This window comes from Streptomyces sp. NBC_01465 (assembly GCF_036227325.1).
In the GTDB taxonomy this organism is placed as follows: Bacteria; Actinomycetota; Actinomycetes; order Streptomycetales; family Streptomycetaceae; genus Streptomyces.
The window spans coordinates 826,700-847,877 of sequence record NZ_CP109467.1 but is presented as its reverse complement, the minus strand read 5'-3'; the positions used below and the strand labels follow the sequence as shown (position 1 = coordinate 847,877).

General features: G+C 70.7%; 21 protein-coding genes and 1 riboswitch. Of the genes, 15 read left to right on the top strand and 6 right to left on the bottom strand.

The features are described from left to right. Positions 1 to 42 precede the first annotated feature (42 nt). Complete coding sequence (locus tag OG707_RS03715) at positions 43 to 1,449, bottom strand: uracil-xanthine permease family protein (protein ID WP_329114283.1); 1,407 nt, start codon at positions 1,447 to 1,449, stop codon at positions 43 to 45. Between the two features lie 183 nt (positions 1,450 to 1,632). Between OG707_RS03715 and OG707_RS03710 the strand changes: the two genes are divergently transcribed. Continuing rightward, positions 1,633 to 2,922 carry an alginate lyase family protein gene (locus OG707_RS03710; protein WP_329114281.1) on the top strand — a complete coding sequence of 430 codons (1,290 nt, stop codon included), beginning with the start codon at positions 1,633 to 1,635 and terminating at the stop codon, positions 2,920 to 2,922. A gap of 80 nt (positions 2,923 to 3,002) precedes the next feature. Next, positions 3,003 to 3,458, top strand: a complete 456-nt coding sequence (locus OG707_RS03705; protein ID WP_329114279.1) for an acyl-CoA thioesterase — start codon at positions 3,003 to 3,005, stop codon at positions 3,456 to 3,458. On the opposite strand, the gene OG707_RS03700 is transcribed toward OG707_RS03705, so the two are convergent. Beyond that, positions 3,418 to 4,641 carry an MFS transporter gene (locus OG707_RS03700; protein WP_329114277.1) on the bottom strand — a complete coding sequence of 408 codons (1,224 nt, stop codon included), beginning with the start codon at positions 4,639 to 4,641 and terminating at the stop codon, positions 3,418 to 3,420. The two genes, OG707_RS03705 and OG707_RS03700, sit on opposite strands and share 41 nt — an antisense overlap. 98 nt (positions 4,642 to 4,739) lie before the next feature. On the opposite strand from OG707_RS03700, the gene OG707_RS03695 reads away from it, so the two are divergent. The 11 genes from OG707_RS03695 (at position 4,740) to OG707_RS03645 (ending at position 14,739) form a co-directional block, all read left to right on the top strand. Beyond that, on the top strand, positions 4,740 to 5,885 hold the full coding sequence (locus OG707_RS03695) for an ROK family transcriptional regulator (RefSeq protein ID WP_329114275.1): 1,146 nt from the start codon (positions 4,740 to 4,742) through the stop codon (positions 5,883 to 5,885). Between the two features lie 95 nt (positions 5,886 to 5,980). Further along, a riboswitch (FMN riboswitch) is annotated at positions 5,981 to 6,111 on the top strand. Positions 6,112 to 6,271: 160 nt separating this feature from the next. Next, a complete protein-coding gene (gene ribD, locus OG707_RS03690; RefSeq protein ID WP_329114273.1) occupies positions 6,272 to 7,354 on the top strand; it encodes a bifunctional diaminohydroxyphosphoribosylaminopyrimidine deaminase/5-amino-6-(5-phosphoribosylamino)uracil reductase RibD in 1,083 nt (360 codons plus the stop codon). A gap of 5 nt (positions 7,355 to 7,359) precedes the next feature. Continuing rightward, a complete protein-coding gene (locus tag OG707_RS03685) occupies positions 7,360 to 7,974 on the top strand; it encodes a riboflavin synthase (RefSeq protein WP_329114271.1) in 615 nt (204 codons plus the stop codon). Then, positions 7,971 to 8,630 (top strand): nicotinamide mononucleotide transporter family protein, encoded by a 660-nt coding sequence (locus tag OG707_RS03680; protein WP_329114269.1) that lies wholly within the window; start codon positions 7,971 to 7,973, stop codon positions 8,628 to 8,630. The genes OG707_RS03685 and OG707_RS03680 overlap by 4 nt, the downstream gene beginning before the upstream one ends. Further along, positions 8,627 to 9,910: a bifunctional 3,4-dihydroxy-2-butanone-4-phosphate synthase/GTP cyclohydrolase II gene (locus OG707_RS03675; protein WP_329114268.1), complete on the top strand. Its 1,284-nt coding sequence runs from the start codon at positions 8,627 to 8,629 to the stop codon at positions 9,908 to 9,910. Before OG707_RS03680 ends, OG707_RS03675 begins: the two co-directional genes overlap by 4 nt. 37 nt (positions 9,911 to 9,947) lie before the next feature. Further along, positions 9,948 to 10,433 (top strand): 6,7-dimethyl-8-ribityllumazine synthase, encoded by a 486-nt coding sequence (ribH, locus tag OG707_RS03670; RefSeq protein WP_329114266.1) that lies wholly within the window; start codon positions 9,948 to 9,950, stop codon positions 10,431 to 10,433. A 35-nt stretch (positions 10,434 to 10,468) separates the two neighbouring features. Continuing rightward, a complete protein-coding gene (locus OG707_RS03665; protein ID WP_329114264.1) occupies positions 10,469 to 10,750 on the top strand; it encodes a phosphoribosyl-ATP diphosphatase in 282 nt (93 codons plus the stop codon). Between the two features lie 53 nt (positions 10,751 to 10,803). After that, positions 10,804 to 11,652 (top strand): ATP phosphoribosyltransferase, encoded by an 849-nt coding sequence (gene hisG / locus OG707_RS03660; protein ID WP_329114262.1) that lies wholly within the window; start codon positions 10,804 to 10,806, stop codon positions 11,650 to 11,652. 14 nt (positions 11,653 to 11,666) lie between these two features. Continuing rightward, positions 11,667 to 12,119, top strand: coding sequence for a PH domain-containing protein (locus tag OG707_RS03655; protein WP_329114260.1), 453 nt, complete (start codon positions 11,667 to 11,669; stop codon positions 12,117 to 12,119). A 185-nt stretch (positions 12,120 to 12,304) separates the two neighbouring features. Beyond that, positions 12,305 to 13,648 carry a hemolysin family protein gene (locus OG707_RS03650; protein ID WP_329114258.1) on the top strand — a complete coding sequence of 448 codons (1,344 nt, stop codon included), beginning with the start codon at positions 12,305 to 12,307 and terminating at the stop codon, positions 13,646 to 13,648. After that, positions 13,645 to 14,739, top strand: coding sequence for a hemolysin family protein (locus OG707_RS03645; protein WP_329114256.1), 1,095 nt, complete (start codon positions 13,645 to 13,647; stop codon positions 14,737 to 14,739). The genes OG707_RS03650 and OG707_RS03645 overlap by 4 nt, the downstream gene beginning before the upstream one ends. 53 nt (positions 14,740 to 14,792) lie before the next feature. Here OG707_RS03645 and OG707_RS03640 read toward each other — a convergent pair whose 3' ends face one another. Both OG707_RS03640 and OG707_RS03635 read right to left on the bottom strand, forming a co-directional pair. Next, positions 14,793 to 16,682, bottom strand: coding sequence for an AAA family ATPase (locus tag OG707_RS03640; RefSeq protein WP_329114254.1), 1,890 nt, complete (start codon positions 16,680 to 16,682; stop codon positions 14,793 to 14,795). Positions 16,683 to 17,073: 391 nt separating this feature from the next. Beyond that, on the bottom strand, positions 17,074 to 17,655 hold the full coding sequence (locus tag OG707_RS03635; RefSeq protein ID WP_329114253.1) for a uridine kinase family protein: 582 nt from the start codon (positions 17,653 to 17,655) through the stop codon (positions 17,074 to 17,076). Positions 17,656 to 17,829: 174 nt separating this feature from the next. Between OG707_RS03635 and OG707_RS03630 the strand changes: the two genes are divergently transcribed. Together OG707_RS03630 and OG707_RS03625 are read left to right on the top strand one after the other, a co-directional pair. Next, complete coding sequence (locus OG707_RS03630; RefSeq protein WP_329114251.1) at positions 17,830 to 19,197, top strand: peptidase C39 family protein; 1,368 nt, start codon at positions 17,830 to 17,832, stop codon at positions 19,195 to 19,197. 75 nt (positions 19,198 to 19,272) lie between these two features. Beyond that, the gene (locus OG707_RS03625) at positions 19,273 to 19,410 is read left to right on the top strand and encodes an SCO1431 family membrane protein (RefSeq protein WP_329114249.1); all 138 of its coding nucleotides are present in this window, start codon (positions 19,273 to 19,275) and stop codon (positions 19,408 to 19,410) included. On the opposite strand, the gene OG707_RS03620 is transcribed toward OG707_RS03625, so the two are convergent. Both OG707_RS03620 and OG707_RS03615 read right to left on the bottom strand, forming a co-directional pair. Further along, the gene (locus OG707_RS03620; RefSeq protein ID WP_329114246.1) at positions 19,388 to 20,284 is read right to left on the bottom strand and encodes a hypothetical protein; all 897 of its coding nucleotides are present in this window, start codon (positions 20,282 to 20,284) and stop codon (positions 19,388 to 19,390) included. The genes OG707_RS03625 and OG707_RS03620 overlap by 23 nt on opposite strands. Further along, entirely contained in the window at positions 20,281 to 21,177 is an 897-nt protein-coding gene (locus OG707_RS03615) for a DUF6114 domain-containing protein (RefSeq protein WP_329114244.1), read from the bottom strand. Before OG707_RS03615 ends, OG707_RS03620 begins: the two co-directional genes overlap by 4 nt. Position 21,178 lies beyond the last annotated feature (1 nt).

The following is a 21,178-nucleotide window of genomic DNA, read 5'->3' as shown; positions in this document are numbered from 1 at the left end:
GGCGTTCTTCCGTGATCTGTTACGGCATCGGTGCCGCCGCCTCTACGCGCCGGCGGGCGGCTGACCGCTGTCCGTCCCGCCCTTCTCGTACGAGGACGTGCCCGAGTCGAGCAGCGGCTCCTGCTGCTTGAGGTGGGCCGGGGCGAAGGCGCGCAGCACGTGGTAGCCGGTGATGACGACGATCGTGCCGAGCGCGATGCCGCCCAGCTGGAAGTTGTCGGTGATGTCGAGGTTGACGCCGCCGACGCCGATGATGATGCCCGCCGCGGCAGGCACCAGGTTCAGCGGGTTGCGCATGTCCACCTTGGAGTTGATCCAGATCTGGGCGCCGAGCAGGCCGATCATTCCGTACAGGATGACGGTGATGCCGCCGAGGACACCGCCCGGGATCGCGGCGACGATCGCGCCGAACTTGGGGCAGAGGCCGAAGAGCAGGGCGAAGCAGGCGGCGGCCCAGTAGGCGGCGGTGGAGTAGACGCGGGTCGCCGCCATCACGCCGATGTTCTCCGAGTACGTGGTGTTCGGCGGGCCGCCGACGCCCGTGGAGAGCATGGAGGCGACACCGTCGGCCGCGATCGCGGTGCCCAGCTTGTCGTCCAGGCTGTCGCCGGTCATCTCGCCGACGGCCTTCACATGGCCGGCGTTCTCGGCGATCAGGGCGATCACGACCGGGAGGGCGACCAGGATCGCGGACCACTCGAAGCTCGGGGCGTGGAAGGACGGCAGCCCGATCCAGTCGGCCTTGCCGACCGCCGAGAGGTCCAGGCGCCAGTGGTCGGTGACCTCGCCCGAGCCCGACATCGCGTGGATCTTCCCGAAGACCCGGTCGAAGACCCAGGAGATCCCGTAGCCGAAGAGCAGCCCGAGGAAGATCGCGATGCGGGAGAAGAAACCGCGCAGACAGACCACGGCCAGACCGGTGAACAGCATCACCAGGAGCGCCGTCCACTGGTCCTGCGGCCAGTACGTCGAAGCCGTCACCGGCGCCAGGTTGAAGCCGATCAGCATGACGACCGCGCCGGTCACCACCGGGGGCATCGCCGCGTGGATGATCCGGGCGCCGAAGTGGTGCACCGCCAGGCCCGCGAGGAACAGCACGGCGCCGACGACGAAGATCGCGCCGGTGACGGTCGCGCTCGAGCCCCCGGTGGCCCGGATCGCCGCGGCCACGCCGACGAAGGAGAGCGAGCAGCCGAGGTAGCTGGGGACCCGGCCGCGGGTGGCGAGCAGGAAGATCATGGTCGCGACGCCGGACATCATGATCGCGAGGTTGGGGTCGAGCCCCATCAGTACGGGCGCCACGAAGGACGCCCCGAACATCGCCACCACATGCTGGGCGCCGAGTCCGGCGGTACGCGGCCAGGAGAGGCGCTCGTCGGGTCGGACGACGGCTCCGGGAGCGGGGTTCTTCCCGTCGCCGTGCAAGGTCCAGCGCACGCCGAGGCCCATGGTTGCTCCCGTTCGTTCTGTCTGTTCTCCGGGCGGAAAAGATCAGCGCAATGTTAATCCGGAATAAGCAGGTCCACTCATCTCCGTGAATCGTGTGCGGAGCATTGTCAGGCGAAGCGGGTGGCCCTACGCTCGCACGGTCTCGTCCATGAACTGCGTTCACATACATGTTGGGAGCGTTCTGTGAGAGGTCGACCTCGCCGGCGTCTGCACGCCCTGATCGCCGCTGTGGCAGCCATCGCCGCCGTACTCGTACCGACCGCGTCCTCCGCCGAGGCGGCCCCGCACCACAAGGGCCCGTCGGCACCCCGTACCCCCGTCATCGACGGCAAGCGGCTCGAACAGGCCCGCGCCCGCCTCGCGCACGGCGACCCGGCGCTGCGCACGGCGGTCAAGTCCCTGACCGCGCAGGCGGATTCATGGCTCGGCCAGGGCCCGTGGACCGTCGTCGACAAGCCCAAGCCGGCCCCCGGCGGCGACGTCCACGACTACCTCAGCCAGGCCCCGTACTGGTGGCCCTCCCAGCCCAAGACGGCCGACAACCCCTGGGGCTGCCCGTACGTCCAGCGCGACGGCGTGCGCAACCCCGAGGTGGACACCGGCACCGACCGCCCCGACATCGGCAAGGTCTTCAACTCCACGACCACGCTCTCCCTCGCCTGGTACTACACCGGCAAGAAGGCCTACGCCGAACAGGCGGCGAAGATCCTGCGGACCTGGTTCGTCGACCCCGCGACCCGGATGAACCCCAACCTGAACCACGGGCAGTTCATCCCCTGCAAGTACGACGGCAGGGCGATCGGGATCATCGACTTCTCTCAGCAGTTCACGTCAGTTTTGGACGCCATCGCCATCCTCGACACCGGGGCGCCGGGCTGGTCCAAGAGCGACCGCGCGGGGATGAGCAGCTGGAACAAGAGCTTCCTGGACTGGCTGGTCGACTCCGACTTCGGCAAGCAGGAGTCGGCCGCCGCCAACAACCACGGCACCTTCGCCGACATGCAGATCGCCGGCCTCGCGCTCGCCACCGGCAACAAGGACCTGGCCCGCATCAAGGTCCTCGACGCCCGCGCCAAGCTGATCGACCCGCAGATAGCCGGAGACGGAAGCCAGCCCCAGGAGCTCGCGCGCACCCGCAGCTGGCACTACTCCACCTTCGACCTCGTCGCGTACACACGCCTCGCGGCCATCGGCAAGCAGGTCGGTGTGAACCTCTGGGCCTACCAAGGGCCGCAGGGCCAGAGCCTGTTCAAGGCCGTCGACTATCTGCTGCCCGCCGCGACCGGCGAGGCCGCCTGGCCGCATCCGGAGCTGGAGTTCTACCGGTACGCGGCGAGCGACATCGTGCACGCGGCCGCCGACGCGGGTGACGCGAAGGCGAAGGCCGCCGTGCCGAAGCTGCAGACCCCGCCCAACGGCGACCTGTGGGCGCTGCGCCCGGCGGCCGAGCAGCTCGACTCGATCGCGGGCTGATCCGGCCTGACCGGAGGGGCTCCCGAGCAGCCGCATACGATGGGAGCGTTTCTCATCACCGCAGCTCAGGAGCCCCACCCGTGACCACCGTCGAAGCCCCGCCCGTCCTCCAGTACGGAGCACTCGTCCCCGTCTCCGTCCACTTCGACGACCTCGACGCGCTCGGTCTGCTGCACAACGCCCGCTACCCGCTGATGGTCGAGCGCGCCTGGACCGCGTACTGGGAGGAGCGCGGCCTGCGCTTCGAGGGCGACTGGGACGCGGCCGGGGACTTCTGCAACGCCGTCAAGGAACTGCGCATCAGCTACGAGGCGCCGGTCAACCGCACCGGCGAGTACGCCGTCCACCTCTGGCTGGAGCGCCTCGGCAACACCGGCCTGACGTACGGCTTCCGCTTCTGCTCCCCGGACGGCGCGCTGACGTACGCCCACGGCACCCGCGTCCTGGTCCGCCTGGACGCGGCCACGCTGCGCCCCACGCCCTGGAGCGACCTGCTCAGGACCTTGGGCCTGGAGCTGCTGCGTCCGCAGGGCTGATCTTCTCCGGCGACTGATTCCGGGCGCCCGCGTTCCGCAGTACGTTCGCGCCCACGACCAGGCCGAAGGCCAGCACCGTCACCAGCCCGAAGGACACCACCAGCGAGGTCGCGTTCGCGATCCCGCCGATCGCCGACGGCGCGATCAGCCCCGAGGTGTACGTGATGGTGGCGACGCCCGCGATGGCCTGGCTCGGGTTGCTTCCCGTACGCCCGGCCGCCGCGAACGCCAGCGGTACGACGACCGCGACGCCGAGACCGACCAGGGCGAACCCGCCCATCGCCACCACCGGGTTCGGCGCCACGACGACCAGCACCCCGCCGATGGTCGCCAGCACCCCGCCCGCGCGCACCGTTCGTACCGCGCCGAACCGGTCCACGACCTTGTCCCCGGCGAGCCGTGCCACCGCCATGGTCAGAGTGAAGGCGGTGGTCGATGCGGCGGCCGCGCCCGCCGAGGTGTCCAGGACGTCCCGCAGGTAGACCGCCGACCAGTCCAGGCTGGCCCCCTCGGCGAAGACCGCGCAGAAGCCGATCGCGCCGATGATCAGCGCCGACTTGGGCGGCAGCGCGAAGCGCGGCGGCGCCTCGTCCTCGGGGGTGCTGTGCAGATCCAGTACGCCCTGGCAGAAGAACAGCCCCAGCGCGGTCAGGACGACCGCGGCGATGCAGTGGTGCAGCCGTGCGTCGCCGCCCAGATGCGCGGCCAGGGTGCCGCCCGCGGAGCCGATGAGGGCGCCGGCGCTCCACATTCCGTGCAGGCTCGACATGATCGAGCGGCCGAGGCGGTTCTCCGTCTCGACGCCCAGCGCGTTCATCGCGACGTCCGACATCCCTGCCGAGGCTCCGTAGATGAAGAGCGCCGCGCAGAGGGTGAGCATGTTCGGGGCGAGCGCCGGCAGTGTCAGGGCGAGCGTCCACATGGATATGAGTACGCGCAGGGCATTGCGCGCGCCGAGCCGGTGGGTGATCCCGGCCGCGAGCGGCATCAGCAGGGAGGAGCCGATGGCGGGGAGCGCGAGCGCGAGGCCGAGCTGGCCCGCGCTGATGCCCACGTGGTCCTGGATCCAGGGGACGCGGGTGGCGAAGCTTCCTGTGACGGCGCCGTGTACGCAGAACACGGCGGCCACGGCGTACCGCGACCGCTTCAACTGCCTCTGTCCGAAGACCACTTCACTGGCCATGTGCCCTCCCCGAGCATCTGTGTCCCATCGTGCGGCCGCTAAGCTATCAGAACTATCAGGAACCCTGCCTGATAAATAGTTCTGGAAGGATCCCGGCCATGCCCGCATCTCCGAGTACCGCCCGGGCCATCAACGACCGGCTCGCCCTGGACTTCCTGCAGCGGCAAGGGCCTCTGACGGCAGGGCAGCTGAAGACACTCACCGGACTCTCCCGGCCGACCGTCGCCGATCTCGTCGACCGGCTGCAGGGATCCGGGCTGATCGAGGTCGTCGGCGAGGCGGGCGCGGAACGGCGCGGACCCAATGCGCGCCTGTACGGAATCGTGGCCGGTCTCGCCCATCTGGCCGCCCTCGACGTACGGACCCAGAGCGTCGCCGTGGTCGTCTCGGACCTTCTCGGCACCACCCTCGCCGAGGCCTCCCTGCCCATCGGCCGCGACACCGGGACCGAACCGGCCGTCGAGCAGGCCGCGGCTCTCCTGGAGCGCACCGCCCGCGAGGCCGGTGCGGCCCGGCTGCACAGCGTCGGCATCGGAGCCCCCGGCCTGATCGATCCGGCCACCGGTGAACTCCGTGATTCCGCAGGGCTGCCCGCCTGGCACGGCCGGCTGGTCGGCGCCCTCAACGAACGGCTCCCGGCCACCGTCCTCGTCGAGAACGAGACCAACCTCGCCGCCGTCGCCGAACAGCGCCTCGGCGCCGCCCGCGACCACGACACCTTCGCCTTCCTCTGGCTGGGCCAGGGCGTCGGCGCGGCCGTCGTCCTCGACGGGAAACTGCGCCGCGGGGCCTCCGGCGGCGCGGGCGAGATCGGCTTCCTGCCCGTGCCGGGCACGGCAGGACTGCCCTCGGCCACCGACTGCGAAGGCGGCTTCGACTCCCTGGTGAACCTCGGCGCCATCACCCGTCTCGCCGCCGAGCACGGCATCGACGTACCGGTGGAGGAAGCCGTGCGTGCGCCGGCGGGGGAGCGCGGCGCGGCGTTCCTCGACGCGCTCGCCGCCCGTGTCGCGCTCGGAGTCGCCGCCGTCGCGGCCGTGCTCGACCCCGGATTCGTGGTGCTCGGCGGCGAGATCGGCCATGCGGGCGGGGAGGATCTCGCCGCCCGGGTCGAGAAGCGCACCGCGGGCCTCACCCCGCTCCGCACGCAGGTACGGCCGGGCGCGCTCGGCGGCGGTGCCGTGCTCAGCGGCGCCCTGCTCATCGCACGCGACGCGGCCCAGGACGACCTCTTCGGCGGATGAACGAAAGTGAACCTCGAACCCGCTGTGAGTCAGCCCACAACCGCCTCCTCGTATGGCCGCCGATCAGGCGTGGCACACTGGTTGCGTACCAGCAGCAGCGCACTCCGGGGTCGGTGTAATTCCGAACCGGCGGTTATAGTCCGCGACCCGTCCGCATCCAGCGGCCGGTTGACCAGGTGAAACTCCTGGACCGACGGTGAAAGTCCGGATGGGAGGCAGTGCGCGGCGGGCCGTGTTTCGGTACGCCGGTGTTGATGCGTGACCGTTCGGATCCTTGGATTCCCGGGCGCTCCGTTTCTTCGGCCTCGGCGCCCCCGTATGCGTTCCCGCTCTCTGTCGTCATCGACAGGCCCCGGAGTCCGTGCCCTATGAGGCAGGAGGACCCGGTGGCCACCGCAGCCGACACTGACGCCATGTGGCGGGCGATCGAGCTCGCCGCACGCGGACTCGGCTCCACCAGCCCCAACCCGGTCGTCGGGTGCGTCATCACGGACGCCTCGGGCGGACACGTGGGCGAAGGCTTCCACCAGCGCGCAGGCGGCCCGCACGCCGAGATCCACGCGCTCGCCGCAGCAGGCGACAAGGCCCGCGGCGGCACCGCGTACGTCACCCTGGAGCCCTGCAACCACACCGGCCGTACGGGTCCCTGCGCCCAGGCGCTCATCGACGCCGGAGTCTCCCGCGTCGTCTACGCGGTCGCCGACCCGAACCCGCAGGCCACCGGCGGCGCCGACACCCTGCGCGCGGCCGGGATCAAGGCCGAGACCGGGGTCCTCACGGCGGAGGCCGCCGAAGGCAACACCGTCTGGCTGACCTCCCTGCGCCTCGGCCGCCCGTACGTCACCTGGAAGTACGCCGCGACCCTCGACGGCCGCATCGCCGCCGCCGACTCCACCAGCCGCTGGATCTCCTCCGCCGAGTCCCGCGCCGACGTCCACCGGCTGCGCGCCGAGGCGGACGCGGTCGTCGTCGGCTCCGGTACAGCACGGGCGGACGACCCGCACCTCGCCGTACGCGGCATCGAGGGCGCCACCCAGCCGCTGCGCGTCGTCGTCGACACCAACGCCGCCGCCGTCCGGCCCGGCGCCCGGATCCTCGACGGTGCCGCGCCCACGCTGATCGCGGTCGCCGAGGACGTACAGACTCAACTCCCGGACGTCGTACGGCTCCCGCGCAGCGGCGCCGGACTCGACATCCCCGCCCTGCTCGCCGCCCTGCACGAGCGCGGCGTGCGCCACGTACTCCTCGAAGGCGGGCCGACCCTCGCCGGAGCCTTCGTCGCCGCCGGCGCCGTCGACCGGGTCGTCGCCTATCTCGCCCCCGTCCTCCTCGGTGCGGGCCCCGCCGCCCTCGCCGATGCCGGAATCACCACCATCACCGAAGCGTTGCGTCTCGACGTCACCGAGACCGTCCGCATCGGAACCGATCTTCGTATCACTGCCACGCCGAACGCCAAGAAGGAGCGCTGAGCGCCGTGTTCACCGGAATCGTCGAAGAACTGGGTGAGGTCACCGCCGTCGAGAACCTCGGCGACGCCTCCCGCTTCAGCCTCCGCGGCCCCGTCGTCACCGAGGACGCCAAGCACGGCGACTCGATCGCCGTCAACGGCGTCTGTCTGACCGTCGTCGACTTCGGGGACGGCCAGTTCACGGCCGACGTGATGGACGAGACGCTGAAGCGCTCCAGCCTCGGCGCGCTGACCGTCGGCTCCCGCGTCAACCTGGAGCGCCCGATGGCGCTCGGCGGCCGCCTCGGCGGACACCTCGTCCAGGGTCATGTCGACGGGACCGGCACGATCGTCGACCGCAAGCCCTCCGAGAACTGGGAGATCGTCAAGATCTCGCTCCCCGCGGAGCTCTCTCGTTACGTCGTCGAGAAGGGCTCGATCACCGTTGACGGTGTGAGCCTTACCGTCGTCGACGCGGGTGACGACTACTTCACCATCAGCCTCATCCCGACCACCCTCGCGCTGACGACGCTCGGCATCAAGCAGGCCGGCGACCCCGTCAACCTCGAGGTGGACGTACTCGCCAAGTACGTCGAGCGGCTGCTCGGCGCGGACAGCAGCACCAGGGGGAATGCACAGTGAGCGCCGTCAGCTGGCTCAACACCGAGGCCTTCACCGTCCTCGACCAGCACATCATCTGGTCCGACATGATCGGCAACACCATCGGCCTGATCGCACTCGCGCTCGGCTGGCGGCGTTCCATATGGACCTGGCCCGCCCAGTTCCTGTCCGGACTGATCCTGGTCGCCGCCAACCTCTCGGTGCACCAGGCGGGCGGCGTCGGCAAGCAGGTCGTCGTCATCGCCGTCGCCGTCTGGGGCTGGCAGCGCTGGAGCGGCGGCAAGCAGCAGGCCCAGGACGGCTCCATCGCCGTACGGTTCGCAGGCTGGGGCGAGCGCGGACTGCTCGTGCTCGGCGCGGCGGTCGGCACCCTCGCCGTCGGCGGCCTGTTCACCGCCTTCCCCTCGCTCTCCTGGAGCCCGTGGGCGGACGCGTACATTTTCGTCGGCACGGTCGTCGCGATGGTCGCCCAGGCCCGCGGCCTCGTCGAGTTCTGGTTCGCCTGGCTGCTCGTCGACCTGGTCGGCGTCCCGCTCAACTTCCACAGCGGCCTCGCCTTCTCCGGCCTCATCTACGTCGTCTACGGCGCGCTCGTCCTCTGGGGCATGCGCGACTGGTGGCTCCGCTCCCGTACGAGTGCGAAGAGCGAGCCCGCCCTGGAAGGAGCAGCAGCATGACTGCGCAGCCCACCTGGTACTCCACCGACAACGCCGAGGACCTCGCCCTCGACCCCGTCGAGCAGGCCATCCGCGACATCGCGGCCGGCCGCCCGGTCGTGGTCGTCGACGACGAGGACCGCGAGAACGAGGGCGACCTCGTCATCGCCGCCGAGAAGGCGACGCCCGAGATCATCGCGTTCATGATGAGCGAGTGCCGCGGGCTGATCTGCGCCCCCATGGAGGGGGACGAGCTGGAGCGGCTCGAACTCCCGCAGATGGTCGCGCACAACACCGAGTCGATGCGGACCGCCTTCACGGTCTCCGTCGACGCGAGCGGCGCGCACGGCGTCACCACCGGAATCTCCGCGGCCGACCGCGCCACCACCCTGCGGCTCCTCGCGGGCGGGGAGGCGGAGGCGGGTGACTTCGTACGCCCCGGCCACATCTTCCCGCTGCGCGCCAAGCCGGGCGGTGTCCTCGTACGCAACGGACACACCGAGGCCGCCGTCGACCTGGCCCGCCTCGCGGGGCTGCGTCCCGCCGGTGCGATCGTCGAGATCGCGGGCGAGGACGGCGTGATGCTGCGCCTGCCCGAGCTCGTCCCGTTCGCCCGCAAGCACGGGCTGACGATCATCTCCATCGAGGACCTGATCGCCTACCGCACCTCCGCCGAGCCGACCGTCCGCCGCGAGGCGACGGTCCATCTCCCCACCGCCTTCGGCGACTTCACGGCGTACGGCTACCGCTCCACGGTCGACGGCGTCGAGCACGTCGCCCTGGTCCACGGCGAGATCGGCGACGGCGACGACGTCCTGGTCCGGGTCCACTCCGAGTGCCTGACCGGGGACATCTTCCAGTCGCAGCGCTGCGACTGCGGCCCCCAGCTGGAGGCCTCCATGGCCCGTATCACCGAGCAGGGCCGCGGCGTGGTCGTCTACCTCCGCGGTCACGAGGGACGCGGCATCGGACTGCTCTCCAAGCTGCGCGCCTACGAACTCCAGGAGCGCGGCCGCGACACCCTGGACGCCAACCTCGAACTCGGCCTGCCCGCGGACGCCCGCGACTACGCGGCCGGGGCGCAGATCCTCGAAGACCTCGGCGTACGCAGCCTGCGGCTGATGACCAACAACCCCGACAAGACCGAGGCGCTCGTCCGCCACGGCCTCGAGGTCACCGGCCGCGAGCCGATGCCCGTCAAGGCGGGCGAGCACAACCTCCGGTACCTGCAGACCAAGCGGGACCGGATGGGACACGACCTGCCGTGGCTGGACAAGACGTCTGCCTGCGGCAACCAGTAACACCAGCAAGCCGGAAAGCACAGGGAGAGACAGAGACATGAGTGGCAAGGGCGCACCCGAACTCACCGTGAAGAACTGCGGCGACCTGCGCGTGGCCGTCATCGCGGCCCAGTGGCACGAGAAGATCATGGACGGCCTCGTCGACGGCGCCCTGCGCGCACTCAGCGAGCTGGGCATCGACGAGCCGACGCTCCTGCGCGTGCCGGGCAGCTTCGAGCTCCCCGTCGTCGCGAAGGTCCTCGCCGGCCGCGGTTACGACGCGATCGTGGCCCTCGGGGTCATCATCCGGGGCGGCACCCCGCACTTCGAGTACGTGTCCCAGGGCGTCACCCTCGGCCTCACCCAGGTCACCGTGGACACCGGGGTCCCGGTCGGCTTCGGCGTACTCACCTGCGACAACGAGGAGCAGGCGCTGGACCGCTCCGGACTGCCCGGATCGAACGAGGACAAGGGCCACGAAGCGGTCACCGCCGCCGTCGCCACCGCCACCACGCTGCGCACGGTCAGCGAACCCTGGCGCTGAGTGGCAGGGCCGCACCCCGTACTCTTAGGACCATCATGGCGAACAAACCCTCAAAGAGCTTCGAAGAGCTCTTCACCGAGCTCCAGCTCAAGGCCGAGAACGGCGACCCGGCCACCTCCCGCACCGCGGAACTGGTGGGCAAGGGTGTCCATGCCATCGGCAAGAAGGTCGTCGAGGAGGCCGCCGAAGTCTGGATGGCCGCCGAGTACGAGGGCAAGGAAGCCGCCGCCGAGGAGATCTCGCAGCTGCTGTACCACGTCCAGGTGATGATGGTCGCCCGCGGGATCTCGCTCGACGACGTCTACGCCCACCTCTGAGCACCCCGCTCCCCGCACACCCCAACTCCCTCCGCACACAAGGAAGTCGACCCATGCTGCGCATCGCCGTCCCCAACAAGGGCTCCCTCTCAGGACCTGCGATGGCGATGCTCCATGAGGCCGGCTACCAGCAGCGCAAGGAGTCCAAGGAGCTCGTCCTCGTCGACCCCGCCAACGAGGTCGAGTTCTTCTACCTGCGCCCCAAGGACATCGCGATCTACGTGTCCTCGGGCAAGCTCGACATCGGCATCACCGGCGAGGACCTGCTGATCGATTCCGGCGTCGGCGCCGAGGTCATCCTGCCGCTCGGCTTCGCCCGTTCCACCTTCCGGTTCGCCGCCAAGCCCGGCACGGTCTCCGGCATCGGCGACCTGGCGGGCAAGACGATCGCCACCTCGTACGAGGGCATCGTCGCCAAGCACCTCGCCGAGCACGGCGTCGACGCCTCGATCGTGCACCTCGACGGCGCCGTCGAAACGGCGATCGAGCTGGGTGTCGCCCAGGTCATCGCCGACGTCGTCGAGACCGGCACCTCACTGCGCAACGCCGGGCTCGAGGTCTTCGGCGACCCGATCATGAAGTCGGAGGCGGCGGTCATCCGCCGCTCCGGCGCCGACGCGGACGAGCCGAAGGTGCAGCAGTTCCTGCGCCGCCTCCAGGGCGTCCTGGTGGCACGGTCGTACGTGATGATGGACTACGACTGCCGGGTCGAGCACCTGGAGCAGGCCGTCGCCCTCACCCCGGGCCTGGAGTCGCCGACGATCTCCCCCCTCCACCACGAGGGCTGGGTCGCCGTCCGCTCCATGGTCGCGGCCAAGGAGGCTCAGCGGATCATGGACGACCTCTACGAGCTGGGCGCACGCGCCATCCTCACCACCGCCATCCACGCCTGCCGCCTCTGAGGGACCGAGCATCCATGTCTGCCGCTGAACTCCCCGCCCTGCCGGTCACTTTCAGGCCGACCCGTACCCGGGTCGTGCTGCTGAGCGTGGGCGCGGTCATGTTCGCCGTCATCACGGTGATCTCGCTGATGCTGGAGTCCCTCACCCCGGGCTCCAAGGTCAGCTTCATCTTCACCGCGCTGGTCTTCTTCGGCGTACTGGCCCTGCTCAGCCGCCCCAAGGTCGTCGCGGACGAGTCCGGCGTCACGGTCGTCAACCTCACCTCGCGCAGGCAGCTCGCCTGGGCGCAGATCCTCCGGGTCAATCTGCGCCCCGGCGACGCGTGGGTCTTCCTCGACCTCAGCGACGGCACCAGCCTCCCCGCCCTCGGTATTCAGCCCGGCATCGGCAAGGCCCAGGCGATCAGGGACGCCCGTACGCTGCGCGCCCTGGCGGAATCGCACGGCACACACACCGAGAACGCCTGAGCCCCTGCCCGACCCGTCCTCTTCTTGATTACTCTGGTGTACGGCGGCGCCAATGCGCCCCGCCCCGCACCAGAGTGACCCCCGTGGTCCGCGGGGTCACCCCTGCGACTTGAGGAGTGAATCCCTCCAGCAATGGACGGATCGTCCGGTAGTACCTGCGCCGCCCCTTCCCCGGAGGCGGCGGCATGACCATCCCCCTCCTGCTCCTCGGAGCAGCCTTCCTCCTGATCCTCGCCAACGGATTCTTCGTCGCGGCCGAGTTCGGCCTCGTCACCGTGGAGCGGCCGGACGCCGAACGCGCCGCCGCCGACGGCGACCGGCGGGCCCGCACGGTCGTCAAGGCCCTGCGGGAACTCTCCTTCCAGCTCTCCGGCACCCAGCTCGGCATCACCATCACCTCCCTGGTGGTCGGCATGCTCGCCGAGCCGGCGCTCGCCCAGCTGCTCACGGGTCCGATCACCGCCACCGGCCTGCCGAAGGGCGCCGTCCCCGGCGTCTCGGTCGTCCTCGGGATGCTGCTCGCCTCGGCGGTGCAGATGGTGATCGGCGAACTCGTACCGAAGAACTGGGCGGTCTCCAAACCGCTCCAGGTCGCCCGTTTCGTGGCCGGCCCGCAGCACGCCTTCTCCGCCGCCTTCCGGCCGGTGATCGCACTGCTCAACACGGTCGCCAACCGTCTCGTACGCGCCCTGGGCGTCGAGCCCACCGACGAGCTGGCCTCGGCCCGCACCCCCGGTGAACTCGTCTCCCTGGCCCGGCACTCGGCGCAGGCCGGCACCCTGGAACAGGACACGGCGGACCTTTTCGTACGGACTCTGTCGCTCGCCGGGCTCACCGCCCAGCACGTCATGACCCCCCGGGTGAAGGTCAGCGCCCTGCAGGTCTCCGCGACCGCCGCCGACGTCCTCAACCTCACGCGGGCCACCGGCCTTTCGCGCTTCCCCGTCTACCGGGAGCGCATCGACGAGGTCGTCGGCATGGTCCACCTCAAGGACGCCCTCGCCGTGCCGCCGCACGACCGGCAGCGGACCCCGGCCGCACTGATCGCCGTCCCCCCGCTCCTGGTGCCCGAGACGCTCCCCGTGCAGCAGCTCCTGGAGCGGCTGCGCAGCGAGCAGCCGATCGCCGTCGTCGTCGACGAGTACGGCGGCACCGCCGGGGTCGTCACCCTGGAGGACATCATCGAGGAGCTCGTCGGCGAGGTGCGCGACGAGCACGACGACGCGGGCGACGAACGGCCCGAACTGGCCCCGGTCGCCCCCGCCGAGGACGGCTTCCCCGCCTGGGACGCGGACGGCAGCTGCCGGGTCCTGACCCTGCGCCGCATAGGGCTGGAAGTGCCCGAGGGCCCGTACGAGACCGTCGCCGGACTCGTCGCCGACCTCCTCGGCCGCATCCCCGCCCCCGGCGACCGGGCCGAACTCCCCGGCTGGAAGCTCCTGGTCCGCCAGGTCGACCGCTACCGGGCCGAACGGGTCCGGCTCGTCCGCACCGCCGACGTACCCGCGCTCACGGAGGCCGTGCGATGAGCCTGCTCCAACTCCTCTTCGCCGTCCTGCTGGTGCTGGCCAACGGCTTCTTCGTCGGCGCCGAGTTCGCGCTCGTCTCCGTACGCCGCAGCCAGGTCGAACCCCTCGCGGCCGAAGGATCGACGCGGGCGCGCCAGGTGCTGCACGGTCTGGAGAACCTGCCGCAGATGATGGCGGCAGCCCAGTTCGGCATCACGATGTGCTCCCTGACGCTGGGCGCGGTCGCCGAGCCGACGGTCGCCCACCTGCTGGAGCCGCTCTTCGAAGCGGCACACCTTCCGGAGGGGCTGATCCACCCCCTCGGCTACGTCATCGCGCTCGCGGTGGTCGTCTCCCTGCATCTGGTCATCGGCGAGATGGTCCCGAAGAACCTCGCCATGGCCGCCCCGGAGAAGACCGCTCTGTGGCTCAGCCCCGGCCTGGTCGGCTTCGCCCGGATCTGCCGTCCGGTGACGGTCGCGCTGGGCGCCTGCGCCCGGGTGATCCTGAAGCTCTTCCGCGTGGAGCCCAAGGACGAGGTCGAGGCGGTCTTCACCAGCGAGCAGCTCAACCGGCTCGTCGAGGACTCCGGACAGGCGGGCCTGCTGGACTCGGAGGCGCAGGAACGGCTCGAGGACGCCCTGGAACTGGGCAGCCGCCCGGTCACCGACGTCCTGATCGCCCGCGCCGACCTGATCACGGTCGACCCCTCCGTCACACCGCGGCAATTGGAGGAGCTGACCGTACGGACCGGCTACTCGCGCTTCCCGGTGTGTGCGGACAGCGGTGCGTTCATGGGCTATCTGCACGTCAAGGACGTCCTGGACCTGGAGGAGCGGGAACGGGCCGTCCCCCAGCACGTCTGGCGCCCGATGGCGACGCTCCGGGCCGAACTCCCCCTGGACGACGCCCTGACGGTGATGCGCCGTGCGGCGACGCACCTGGCGCAGGTCGCGGACGGCTCGGGCAAGGTGCTGGGCCTGGTCGCGATGGAGGACGTACTGGAAATGCTGGTGGGAGAGGTACGCGACCCGTCCCACCGTGACGCGGCGCCGGTGACGAGGGTCGGAGACCCCCGCAGCGGCCGCCCGGAACAGGTCCTGGCGGGCTAGTTCGTGTGCGCCGGCCGGGCTTGGAGCCCGACCGGCGCACACGACCAGCGGGTCTACAGCGGCGGAGGCTCCTGTTGCCCCCGACCGACCGGCCCCCGCCCGGACAAGACCTCCCCGTACGCCTGCATGAGATCCGGCAGCCGAAGCGTCGACAGGTCATCCCGGGTCGGCGTCCCCGCATACCCCGACAGCCTCAAGTCCCGGTAGGCGCAGCTCTTCTCGTACAGCGTCCGCAGGAACCGCCCGTTCCCCAGCTCGTCGATCCACCCCTGGTCGACCACATGCCCGCTGATCGAGCGCAGCTCGTCCAGCGCCTCCTCGTCCCACACGTCACCGTTCTCCGCGGCCAGCACCTCTCCGATCGAGGTGAGCTCCAGCGGCCGGTACGACGGGAAGTCGACCCGGGTCGTGAAGCGCGACGACAGCCCGGGGTTGGTGGCGAGGAGCCGGTCCATGCCCTCCGGGTAGCCGGCCAGGATGACTACCAGGTGGTCCCGGTTGTCCTCGGCGCGCTTCAGCAGCACCTGCAGTGCCTCGTCGCCGTACGCATCGCCCTTGCTGTACCCCGAGTTGGACAGTGAGTACGCCTCGTCGACGAAGAGCACCCCGCCCAGCGCCGAGTCGATCAGCTCGTTCGCCTTGACCGCGGTCTGCCCGAGGAACTCGCCCACCAGGTCCGCCCGTTGGGCCTCCACCAGATGGTCGCCGCCGAGCAGCCCGAGCGCGTAGAAGACCCGCCCGAGGATCCGGGCCACCGTCGTCTTCCCCGTCCCCGAGGGGCCGGAGAAAACAAAGTGACGTTTCGGCGGCTGGACCGGGAGGCCCTGTCCGGCGCGCAGCCGCGCCATGTTGAGTTGCGCGGAGAGCGCCTTGACCTGGCGTTTCACCGGCTCCAGGCCGACCATCCGCTCCAGTTCGTCTATCGCCTCGGCGAGCAGCACCGGATCCGTCGGTCCCGGCGGCAGATCGGGTTCCTCCGGCTGGGCGGGGACGGACACCTTGTGGCGTACGGAATCGGGGGGCAGCCCGGAGGTGGTGGCGAGCGGGTCGGCGCCGAACCGGAGTTCCCTGCCCTCCGGCTGGTCGCTCTCGTAGAGCGAATCGCCGTCGCGGACGTCCTGGCCGAGTCCGGTGAGCGACACGGCGGCGAAGTCCGCGGAGTCGTCGTAGCCGTCGGCCCCGTCGGACTCGGTGATCGCCGCGAGCCGGGCCGAGGTGTCCATGAACGCCGGGTCCACCCGGTGCACGGCCCGGTAGAGGGGGAGGGCGGCGGCGCTGCGGCCGGTGCCCTCGTGGGCGCGGGCGAGCCAGTAGCGGAGCTCCTTGCGCTGCGGCTGCTCGCTGCGGCAGCGCATCAGGGAGGCGGCAAGCAGCGGCTCGGCCTGTCCGTACATCTCCAGGCGGACCCGTGCCATCCCGCCGAAGAGGCCCGCCTCGATGCCGAGGAGCGGATCGTCGACCAGCGACTCGGTGTGCCGTACGAGGCGCTCCCAGTCCTTGGCGAGATAGGCGCGGCAGGCGTGCAGGAAGCGGACCTGCGGATCCGTGTCCACCGGCGGCAGACCCGCCAACGCCCGGTCCAGCTCCGGGACATGGCGTCCGTCCAGCCAGTGCGAGGCGTGCGCGAGTAAGAGGTCGCGCGGGCTCTCCAGGACCGGCTGCACCCACCAGCCCAGCCAGTACCAGGAGTTGAGCGTGCGCCGGTGCCGGGTGCGCTGTTCGCCGAAGCGGTCCCGGTGGCGGTGCATCCGCAGCAGCGCGGTGGTGGTGTCCACACGCAGCGCGTGCAGTCCGAGCCAGCCGTCCGCCATTCCCGGGTCGAGCCGCACCGCCGCCCTGAACTCCTCCTCGGCCTGCGGATATGCGCCCATCGTGTAGGCGTCCACACCACGCAGCCAGGCGAGATCGGCCGGGGCCCCCGTGCCCTGCATGCCGAAGTCCATCACGTCCCCCACAGACCGTGCCCCCGTACTGTGCGGACCGGCCCGCTGGCCGGTGCCGCCCGAAGGGCATCGTACCTGCGCAGGGTGCAACTACCGAAGGGCTGCGGGGGAGTTGTCGACGCGCGTCCACGTCGGCGGACCGTGACCGAGGGTGAGCGTTCGGAGGCGTGCAGCGCCCGGAAAACACGGGTCGGGGGCAGAACGAAGCCCCCGATCACGGGGGAACAACCGGGGGCTTCGCGTCTGCGGCGGCTTCGAAAAGCCGCACATTGAGAACGTAAGACCTGTACGGGCCCCGGGTCAAGCGGAGTTGGGGCACTGTGCGCGGCCGTCCACGACCGCTCCAGCACGGTGCGAGGGGGTTGTCACGCTCCGTGAGGGATCGGTGTATTCAGGCTGCCACGGAAGGTGGCTGGCGCCACTCGTATCCCGTACGGCACTGCCGCACCAGAAGGTCCGCGAAGGGCTTCGAGGGGTCGGCCGAGAAATGTCGTACCTCCGCCGCGGTCCAGCCGTCCCAGAACTCCGCCTGCGCGGGACCGTCCCGGCGCCGGCCCCGTGCCCAGGACTCCTCGGCGCCCAGATCCATCCACAACAGCTGTGCCACAAAGGGCCGCAGGGCCCGGCGCCCCGCCCCCACGCCCTCGATCAGCACGACCGGCGCGGGCTCCAGGACGCGCTCGCCGCGGAAGGCGCGGAGCGTCCAGTCGTACGGTGCGTACCGTGCGGCCGCGCCCCGGGCCAGCGGACCGATCACCGTTTCCAGCAGCCGGTCCGTCCAGGTGAACAGCTCCTGGTGGGTGGCGACGTCGTCGAGGTGCAGCACGGGCGCACCGCCGAGGGCCTCCGCGAGGCGCTCGGCGAACGTGCTCTTGCCCGAGCCCGCGTGGCCGTCGACGGCGACGAGCCTGACCGGTCCGCAGGAGGCGGGCAGAGCGGTGACCGAAGCGGCCAGACGAGCGAGGTCTTCCATGGTGATCACCCTAGTGAGGCGGCTGGTGCACCGCAGGTCACGCCAGTGGTCCACACCAATATTGGTCACAGGACGCGGCCCGAATCACTGGCAGAAGTCGGCCGGGACCCGCGATAGTTGGCCCACTGTTCAGCTCCTGCTGCCCCATCCGTATCCGACTGGGGGTCCACCACCGTGACCAGCTCCACGTCCCGCAGAACCGTCCTCGCCGCCGCACTCGCGGCAGCCGCGGCCACCGCCGCCGGGTCCGCCGCTCCCGCTTCGGCCGCCACCCCCGCCGCCCGCCCCGGCCGCCCCGACAGCGGGCAGCCCGCACTGGTGGACAACCAGGCCTGGACCTCGTACACCGACTGGCGCTGCGGCGCGGGCCGCGGCACGCACGCCGTCGCCGGCCGCCGCCCCGGCCTGGTCATCGGCGCGCCGGCGGGCCGCACCGACTACACCGACCCGCACACCCAGAAGACCTCCACCTGGGAGTACGCGACCTGGACCTCGCCCGTCCACCGCTCGCACGTCCCGGCCACCGAGGTCATCGCCTCCTGGAACGCACACGCCCCGGCCGGCACCTGGATCCAGATCGAGCTGCAGGGCACGTACTCCGACAAGACCACGACGCCCTGGTACGTGATGGGCCGCTGGGCGGCGGGCGACGGCGACATCAAGCGCACTTCGGTGGACGACCAGAGCGACGGCAAGAGCTCCATCTGGACCGACACCTTCGCCATCGACGACGCCTCGACCGGGCTGCGCCTGGACTCGTACCGGCTGCGCCTCACGCTCCACCGCACCCCCGGCACCCGGCTCACGCCCACCGTGTGGCGGCTCGGCGCGATGGCCTCCGACGTCCCGGACCGCTTCACCGTGCCCGCGTCGACACCGGGCCTGGCGAAGGAGCTGGCCGTTCCGCGCTTCTCGCAGAACGTGCACGCCGGCCAGTACCCGGAGTACGACAACGGCGGCGAGGCCTGGTGCAGCCCCACCTCCTCCGCGATGATCATCAAGTACTGGGGGCGCGGCCCGACCGCCGCCGACCTGGCCTGGGTGGACCCGACGTACGCCGACCCCGAGGTCGACCACGCGGCGCGCTTTACCTACGACTACCAGTACGAGGGCTGCGGCAACTGGCCCTTCAACGCGGCCTACGCGGCGACGTACAAGGACATGAGCTCCGTCGTCACCCGCCTCTCCTCGCTGAACGACCTGGAGACGCTGATCCGCGCCGGCATCCCGGCCATAACGTCCCAGTCGTTCCTGAAGACGGAGCTGACCGGTGCCGGGTACGGGACGTCCGGCCACCTGATGACGGTCATCGGCTTCACCGCCGACGGCGACGTGATCGCCAACGACCCGGCCTCCCCGAACGACGACGCGGTCCGCCACGTCTACAAGCGGGCGGAGTGGGAGAACATCTGGTTGCGTACCAAGCGGTACAACGCCTCCGGCGGTGTGTCCTCCGGCACAGGCGGCGTCTGCTACCTCTACTGGCCCGCCCACCCGACGCCCGCCCAGAAGCGGGCTCTCGCGGCGGTCGGCATCCACTGACCGGCGGTTCGGCCCCCGAGCGCAGTGACCAACGTCTCTACCTCGGGGGCCGCATCCCCTGGCACTGTGGACAGCATGACTGCCACCGCCATCAAGTCCGCCCGCGCCCGCACCGGCGGCCCCAGGAACACCAACAAGATCGTCGAGCACATCGCAGGCTGGACCTTCGTCGTGGTCCTCGCGATGCTCGTCACCCAGACCGGCCTGATGTGAGCACCGGGTCGTCGAGCCCGGCCTTCCAGTGCCGGGCTGGGACGCCCACCAGTCCGTAGAGCCAGCGCACCGGACTGCGGCGCGCGAGCAGTGCGAAGCCGGCCAGTACGGCGAAGAGCGCCAAACCCAGCGGGCCGCCCAGCAGGTGCATGAGCACGCTCGCGCCGAGCGCCCCGACGAACGGCAGTCCGTGCACACCCGCCCCGGCGATCGCGACCGCGACGACCCGCGGCACCTTGCGGTCCTCGTCCGCGCCGGGCAGCTTCCACCCCTCGACCAGCCAGCCGATCTCGGTCAGCAGCATCGTCCCGATCACCGCCGCGCCCAGGACCAGCAGGGCGAGGAAGGTCCCGGAGGTCAGGAAGTCCAGGACGTGGTTGACCACGCTGTCCTTCGGCCAGTCCTTGTACGCGGCCGAATTCGTGGTCAGCATCCGCCGGTAGCCGTTGCCGTCCCAGCCGTGGATCAGCGTGCCGAAGAGCAGGAAGTACCCGCCCACGCACTGGAGATACGCCCAGTACCCGGCGCCCACGAGCACCAGCGCCTGCGCCGCCAGGAAGCCGAGCAGGGCGCCGACCACGATCCCGCCCGCGTAGAAGAGCACGAACCCGGCCCAGATCCCGTCGTGCCCGCGCGCCACGTGCATCGTCGCCCAGGACGGGTTCTGCCAGAGCAGGAAGAGCCCGGTCGGCACCATCAGCACCGCGGCGAAGAGCAGGGTCAGCGCCAGATAGGGGTTGGCTGCCCGGCTTCGTGTCCGCACCCCCTCGCCGTGCACCGACCGTTCCCACCACTGGAGTTGGCGCCCCGCGGACAGGGCGAAGGTCGCGCCGATCGCGTACGCCCAGAAGAGCGCGGCCTGGATCTGGATCATGTCGCCCCCAGCGTCAGACCGGTGGTGGTGATCGAATCGGAGGTGACCAGGGCCTGGTCGGCGCTGACGTCCGTGAGGAAGACGAAGGGCGGCACGACGGGCGGCACGGGCAGTCCGTCCGGGGTGAAGGTGAGACAGATGACGCCCTCGATGCAGCCGCTGAACTTGGTGAGGTAGAGCGTCACGTCGCCGCTCAGATCCAGGGTGTCGGCGCCCAGGCTCAGCTCGTTCCCGCCGTCGTGCGTGGTGAGGCGGTAGTCGGTGAGCGAGGCGGACCTCATCTTCAGCACCATGACCTTGATCGGGCCGCCCGCGCTCGGCACTTCCCGTACGCCCGCGATCAGGAAGCCGTCCGGGGCGAAGAGTGTGGTCGTGATGGTCGGGGTGTTGCGCGGGACCGTCACCGGGCCGGGCGCGGGCGCCTGCTCGCCCGGTTGCCCGAGCGCCGCGAGCAGCACGACGGGCAGTGCGGCGGCGAGCGTACGGCTTCGGCCCCGGTCCGGCAGCGGTTCCTCCTTCCGTACGGGATTCCACGAGAAGCCCATCGCACTGCCCGCGATGCCGAGCCCCATGCCGACCAGGAAGCCGCCGAGATTGGTCGCGGCGAAGGAGAGCACGGACAGGATCAGGGCGTTGATGGACACGTAGTGACGGGTGTGCGGCAGGAACCACAGGAAGGCCCCCGCGACCATCAGCGCGAGTCCGATGCCGATGGCCGCGATCCCGCCGAGCCCCAGGCTGACCAGGATGGTCAGTGGCGAGAGCGGGACCAGCAGCAGTTCCAGGCCGCCGAGGATCAGGAGCAGACCGGCCCAGAAGGGCCGGGTGCGGCGCCAGGCCCGCACCTCGTGTCTGACGTCGGGCAGGGGCAGACGATCGTCCAGCCACCCCATG